General features: G+C 42.3%; 5 protein-coding genes and 1 riboswitch. Of the genes, 3 read left to right on the top strand and 2 right to left on the bottom strand.

Features of this window, described 5'->3' with window-relative positions; translation table 11 throughout:
* The first annotated feature begins 13 nt into the window (after nt 1–13).
* Nucleotides 14–127 carry a hypothetical protein gene (locus PHP87_RS10185; protein ID WP_299920995.1) on the top strand — a complete coding sequence of 38 codons (114 nt, stop codon included), beginning with the start codon at nt 14–16 and terminating at the stop codon, nt 125–127.
* A 67-nt stretch (nt 128–194) separates the two neighbouring features.
* On the opposite strand, the gene PHP87_RS10180 is transcribed toward PHP87_RS10185, so the two are convergent.
* The gene (locus PHP87_RS10180; protein ID WP_299920993.1) at nt 195–2351 is read right to left on the bottom strand and encodes a hypothetical protein; all 2157 of its coding nucleotides are present in this window, start codon (nt 2349–2351) and stop codon (nt 195–197) included.
* A 47-nt stretch (nt 2352–2398) separates the two neighbouring features.
* Entirely contained in the window at nt 2399–3667 is a 1269-nt protein-coding gene (gene eam, locus PHP87_RS10175) for a glutamate 2,3-aminomutase (protein WP_299920991.1), read from the bottom strand.
* Between the two features lie 66 nt (nt 3668–3733).
* Nucleotides 3734–3868: riboswitch (cyclic di-AMP (ydaO/yuaA leader) on the bottom strand.
* Between the two features lie 294 nt (nt 3869–4162).
* Here eam and PHP87_RS10170 point away from each other — a divergent pair.
* Nucleotides 4163–4993, top strand: a complete 831-nt coding sequence (locus PHP87_RS10170; RefSeq protein WP_299920989.1) for a Ku protein — start codon at nt 4163–4165, stop codon at nt 4991–4993.
* Nucleotides 4994–4995: 2 nt separating this feature from the next.
* Nucleotides 4996–5925, top strand: a complete 930-nt coding sequence (gene ligD / locus PHP87_RS10165) for a non-homologous end-joining DNA ligase (RefSeq protein WP_299920987.1) — start codon at nt 4996–4998, stop codon at nt 5923–5925.
* Nucleotides 5926–6071 lie beyond the last annotated feature (146 nt).

Below are 6071 nucleotides of genomic sequence, written 5' to 3'. Positions count from 1 at the left end.
TGTTACTGCGTCACTGACCTCCTCAGCCTACCAGGATTTACGCTTAAAAAAAGGTGATGAGGTTTTTACTATGTTTAATTCTACTGATGTCACCTTGATAAAGGATTCCAAAAAGAATGAGGACTAAGGGGCAAGAATAAAGATGATTGAGATTCAATAATAAAATAGCATGGAAAAGAAAGCGTGGAAAATTCTTAAATAGTCTTAAAGTATTCCTGTATTATGAAGTAGCTCTTTTTTAAGCGCTCGCTATATACGGGTAGCTGCCATTGTTCCCATTTATAAAGATCGCTGCTAAGCAAATCTATAACTTGCTGATTATCGAAATCATAATACAGGGCCGATATAATTATACCGTCAGTTTTTTGGGTTCCCAGGGTATCCCGACTGGCTTCTTCGGCAGGGTTGCTATCATTTAGCACCATAAGACTGGATGGATCGCTAAAGTTTAACCGGCCCCAGGGTAAACGAATATACAGGGTGCTACCGGCAAAATACCAGTGATTATAGGAGTTGGTATCAAAAGTACCGTAATTAAGCTGGCTGGCATTTTCATAGAGGGCAGCAATGGGATTACCGTTTTTATCGACTCTAGCCTGGTTTATTAGCGGTCTTATCTCTTCAAATAAACCCTGCGAACTGGCGTAGGAAGAAAAACGATTTTGCGAAGCATTATAGCCCGGGTGCACCAGCATTCTGGCGTTTTGTGACCCGCTGAAATCCAAAAGGAATTCCATACCACTGGGAGCAGAAATATTAATAGCAGGGTCAAATCTGAATTCGCCTTTCTCACGGTCGCAGGTATCCAGAGCAATTAGCAGTTTTTCTTTACTAAAATCCGGTTTCTTAAATAAATCGAGCTTCAAGTAGAGAAAACGAGCATCATAGTTTAGTGTAATGCTTTTAATTTGACCATTACCTCTTTTAATAACGGGTGGAGCTTTACTGCTTTGAGGTTCTATCGCCAGCAAGCCATAGTTTTGTTCAGGATCAATAGCGTTATGCCAAAGAACATGTCGCTCGTAGGGTATCATAAAGGGCTCAGTCGTCCAGGTTTTCTTGGCCCATTCATCGAGCCATTCGAATATTATAGCTCCAGCATAGCCTTCTCTTTTAATGGCCTGCATCATTCTTACTATGCCCTTACCCTGTTGCTCTTCGCTAAGTCCTCCATGGTTTAAGCCATCCGGGCTAAGGTGTGCTGTACCCATACCGGTTGCCAGGCCGAATTCTGCTACCAGAGCTGGATACTTATTATGTCCTTCCATAAATTCCTGCAAGTAGCCCCCGTACCTTAACCTTCCCTGTTCGTCCTGATAATCGTTATATTTGCTCTCATTATTCATAAAATCAGGATAATTCGGATATATGTGATAAGCTCCCAAAAAACCTGCTTTCATTTTGGATTCACAGCTAATATTATTAATATCTATTGACACCTTGTCATTATACTCCAGCGATTTTTTCCCTAGTTGATTCCATTCCGAATCATGCTCTTTTACATCCAGGGTAGGCCAACTTACTATGGCCACAGGGTGCAAAGAGGCATAGTGTCCTTCCTCATATTTTGCTAGATAATCACAATTCATGGCCAACCAGGCCTCGCAGGGACTGGCACTAGCTGTTGAAGAAAAATATTCTCCTTTATAAGAAAAACCGGAATTTTTATGGTTGGTGGTGGTAACTTCGTCCGGCTCCAGTTCTCTCCCTACCAGATAAGCCAAAAGATATTTGGAAATATCACTGGTATAAATCCCGTAGGCCCGGCCTTTTCGCGGGGTTATATAAGCCTGACCATGAATTGCATCTACCCCGTACTCTATTTCCTGGAAGTAAGCTTCTACATAATCCTTTTCTAAATAATCCTCTCCCGTGGGATTTTCTTCTGGCCAAATTTCCTGTAGGAGCCACAGAGGAGTGTCGGGGTGACTATCATTATAGGATTTTAAAGCATTATAGAATTCTGGGGGCAACAGAGTATAGATACGGATACAATTAGCATTCATCTGCCCGATTTTTTCCAACCAGTTCAAATAGATTTTTTCATCATTCGGAAACTCGGTAAACCACTTGCCAGGAAGGGCCGTGCCGATATTTACTCCTTTAACAAAAAAAGGCTGCCATTTACCATTTTCAAGAACTTGCAGAGTAGTTTGATTGGTTTTTGCGTAAATCCGGGTGGCCTGGTTTTTGTTTATAGCCAGTTTTATCTGGTCTATAATCCGTGTGTTTAATACGGTTGGGCTTTTATGAAGCCAATATAAAACCGGACCTGACAGGAGAAATAGCAGAGCCAGAATTAAAGTAAATATTAAAAAATTTAGTAAAATGATAGCCCATCTTTTTTTCATACTATTTCATCCTTCAACTAATAATAAATCCAAAGGAAAGCTAGATTCTAATTGTTATGATTGGGATAGTTAAAGGTTTTACCCTGCCAGGTACGAATGGTAACTTCATTTTCATTAATATCCAGTACATATTCCGGGTTAATCGGGGTTTTACCGTAACCTCCTGGTGCGTTGATAACATAAGTGGGGACGGCCAGGCCAGAAGTATAACCCCGTAAATGCTTCATAATATCCAGGCCGGTATTTACCGGGCTAACAAAATGGGTAGTTCCTTTTACCTCTTTGGCCTGGAATAAATAGTAGGGGCGAACCCGGATTTTCAGCAACTCCTGGTTAAGTTTTTTCATAACATGGACATTATCGTTGATTCCCTTTAGCAGAACAGCCTGGTTACCCAATACTACTCCTGCTTCGATGAGCCGATCACAGGCCTGTTTGGCTTCCGGAGTAACTTCCAGTGGTGAATTAAATTGGGTATTAATATAAATGGGTGTATGCCTTTTTAGTACCGCACAAAGATTGGCGCTTATTCTTTGCGGAAGTGTTACTGGTGTCCTGGTACCAATACGCTTAATTTCAACATGTGAGATGGCATCGAGTTCTCCCAATAACCAGTCAAGTGTACGATCACTAAGCATTAGAGCATCCCCACCGGTAATAAGAACATCCCGTATTTCAGAATTGTTTTTAATGTACTGGAGGGCAGCTTCCAGGTCTTTACGGGTGGCATGGTTATCAGTTTCACCAAAATTTCTACGGCGCTGACAATGGCGGCAGTACATAGCACATTGATTGGTAACATTGATTATAAGTCGGTCGGGATAACGACGTGTAATACGGGGAGCAGGATTACTCATTTCTTCTCCCATGGGGTCATCCTCACCCTTATATTCATTTATTTCATGCAGACTGGGGACAGACTGCTTGTAAATGGGTGACGCCGCATAATTTTTAAAATCGATTAAACTGAGATAATAGGGAGAAATAGCCCAGCGGACTTTTTTGGAAACCCTTTTAATTGTCTGAACTTCGAATTCATTTAAATCCAGAATGGAAGCCAGGACATTTCCATCATTGATACGATTCTTCATTTGCCAGGCCCAGTTATCCCAATCATTCTCGCTGGCCTGAAAGTACTTAAGGATATGTTCCTTATTGTGCAGATTTCGTTCATGTAATCGCATTCCCGTTTCAATAGTAGATTCGATGTCGAGATAGTCAGCAATTTCCTGTTTGAGCTCGCTTGCCCTGCATAAAGATACTTCGCGTTTTATCTCCTGGATTTCTTCATTTATCAAATCTTCTCTTAACAACAAAATCCCTCCTTGTTTACATTTTTTTGGAAACGAAGAGGGTGTATTACCTGTTCGGTTATAAATACTATACCCTCCCCAAAAAGCCTGCGAGGTTAGCTGACGGATTCGGGCAAGGGGATTGCCCTACCAGCAAAAGCCGGATTCACCCCAAAATTGGTTCCCCCGTTCCAGTTATTTAACTGGATTCGGCATGAATCTAATGAATCTATAAGATATCGTATCAATAATATTATAATACATATTGCGTATAGGGCAAATACATCAAAAAACAATTATTATTTACCTTCACCCATCTTTTTTAAAAGAAATCGAGGTAATTACCGTTATATAACAATTAGCCCGTAGAATAAAGTAATATTGAATATCTGGAGTGAAAAGCATTTATTTTCTTCAAACTCTTATCCTCCAATAGCAAGTCATTTTACCCCCGACGAATAAATTTCGCTTAAAGCATAGAAGCTAAAACTAAACAAGCCCGGAAAGGGGAGTCGTTTTTTGAAAACGCTTTGGAAAGGTGCGGTCAGCTTCGGTTTAGTTAATATTCCGGTAGCTATGTACACGGCTACGGAGAACAAAGATCTGAAATTCCATTACCTGCATCAAGAATGTATGGCACCGGTTAACTATAAAAAGGTCTGCTCAAAATGCAGCAAGGAAATCAAAACGGAAGAGATAGTCAAGGGCTACGAGTTTCAGAAAGGAAATTACGTTATCATCAGCGAAGAAGACCTGGCTCGCATCCCTCAAGAAAACACTAAAACCATTGATATATTAGATTTTATAAAATTAGAACAATTGGACCCAGTTTATTTTGATAAAAGCTATTACCTGGAACCTGCTTCAGGTGGGGACAAAGCGTATACACTCATAGTTGAAGCCATGAAAAAGACAGGAAAAATTGCGCTGGCCAAAATTATGATACGGTCAAAACAATCATTGGCGGCACTGCGGGTGAAGGATGAGCATTTGATTATGGAAACCATCTTCTATCCGGATGAGATTAGATCTCCTGCTTCATTGGGGAAGGGGATTGGGGTAGAGAAGCTGCATGAGAAAGAGATAAAAATGGCGGTTAGCCTGATTGAGAATCTATCCATCGATTTCGACCCGGCAAGATATCAGGACGATTATCGTCAAGCCCTCTGGGAGATGATTGAGGCTAAAATTGCCGGAGAGGAATTTGTCAGCCCGGTCCCGGAACGGCAAGCCGGTAATGTAGTGGACCTAATGGAAGCTCTAAAGGCCAGTGTTAAGCTAGCCGAAGAGAACAAGAATGAGGGGAAGAAAAAAGGCGGCCCGAAGAAAGCGGCTAAAACCGGAAGTTAGCGATGGAAATATTCTTGCGAGAAATCCGCAGTATGGACCCGATAAATTGCGAGCAAGCCTTTGACAGCGATGATTTTCTCTATCAGGTGAAATGGGATGGGGTGCGGATGCTGGTTGCTGTTGCGGGAGAACAAGTTAGCCTGCTCAACAAAAGGGGAAACCTGCGTACCGGGCAGTATCCTGAATTACAGAATCTGCCCAATTTGATCAGGGCCAGTACTGCGGTATTGGATGGAGAAATCGTGGTGCTCCGTGAGGGCAAACCCAGCTTTCCAGCGGTGATGCAAAGAGATAACTGCCGGAATCCAATGAAGATTCAACATTTAAGTAAAACTTTGGCCATTTCCTACATGGTTTTCGATCTTCTTTATCTTAATGGTAGAGATTTAAGGTCAGCAAGCTTGCTAGACCGCCTCTCTCAACTGGCGGAAATCTTTGATAATCAAGGCTGCCTTTACCTGGTGGAGAGTTTTTCTCAGGGAACTACCCTCTTCGATTCGGTTCAAAGGGCGGGCCTGGAGGGGATAGTAGCTAAAAGAAAAAACAGCTACTACCGCCCAGGAAAACAACATGATGATTGGTTTAAAATCAAATGTCTACGTAGCCAGGCTTGTCTGGTCGGGGGTTATACTTTGCGAGGGAAGCAAGTAAATGCTCTGTTGTTGGGTGTTATGCGTGACGGAAGCTTAAGTTTTGCCGGTAAAGCCGGCAATGGCCTGGATACAGAGCAATTGCAAATACTGTCTGAGACCTTGCCCCGACTGGAAGTGAAGGATTCTCCCTTTCTCGAGCCGACCCCGGCAGGTTCACATTATATTACCCCTCAATTGGCAGTGCAGGTTGAATATCTAGAGTGGACAGATTCTTTACACCTTCGCTTTCCGGTGATAAAGTCCTTTATGAAAAATGCGGGAGCTGACTGCAGCGTTTAAAAAGAAAAGTGAGGCGTGTGGGGTAAGGAGTAGGGGCGTAGGCGAAAGGAATGATTATACACATGGGCGAATCAGCAACGATAGCTATGGCGGGAAGAGAGATTAAGCTTACTAATCTGGATCGGGTTCTCTGGCCGGAAGACGGC

It is taken from the genome of Syntrophomonas sp., from assembly GCF_028707975.1.
In the GTDB taxonomy this organism is placed as follows: domain Bacteria; phylum Bacillota; class Syntrophomonadia; order Syntrophomonadales; family Syntrophomonadaceae; genus Syntrophomonas.
This window is presented reverse-complemented; position numbering and strand designations above follow the sequence as displayed.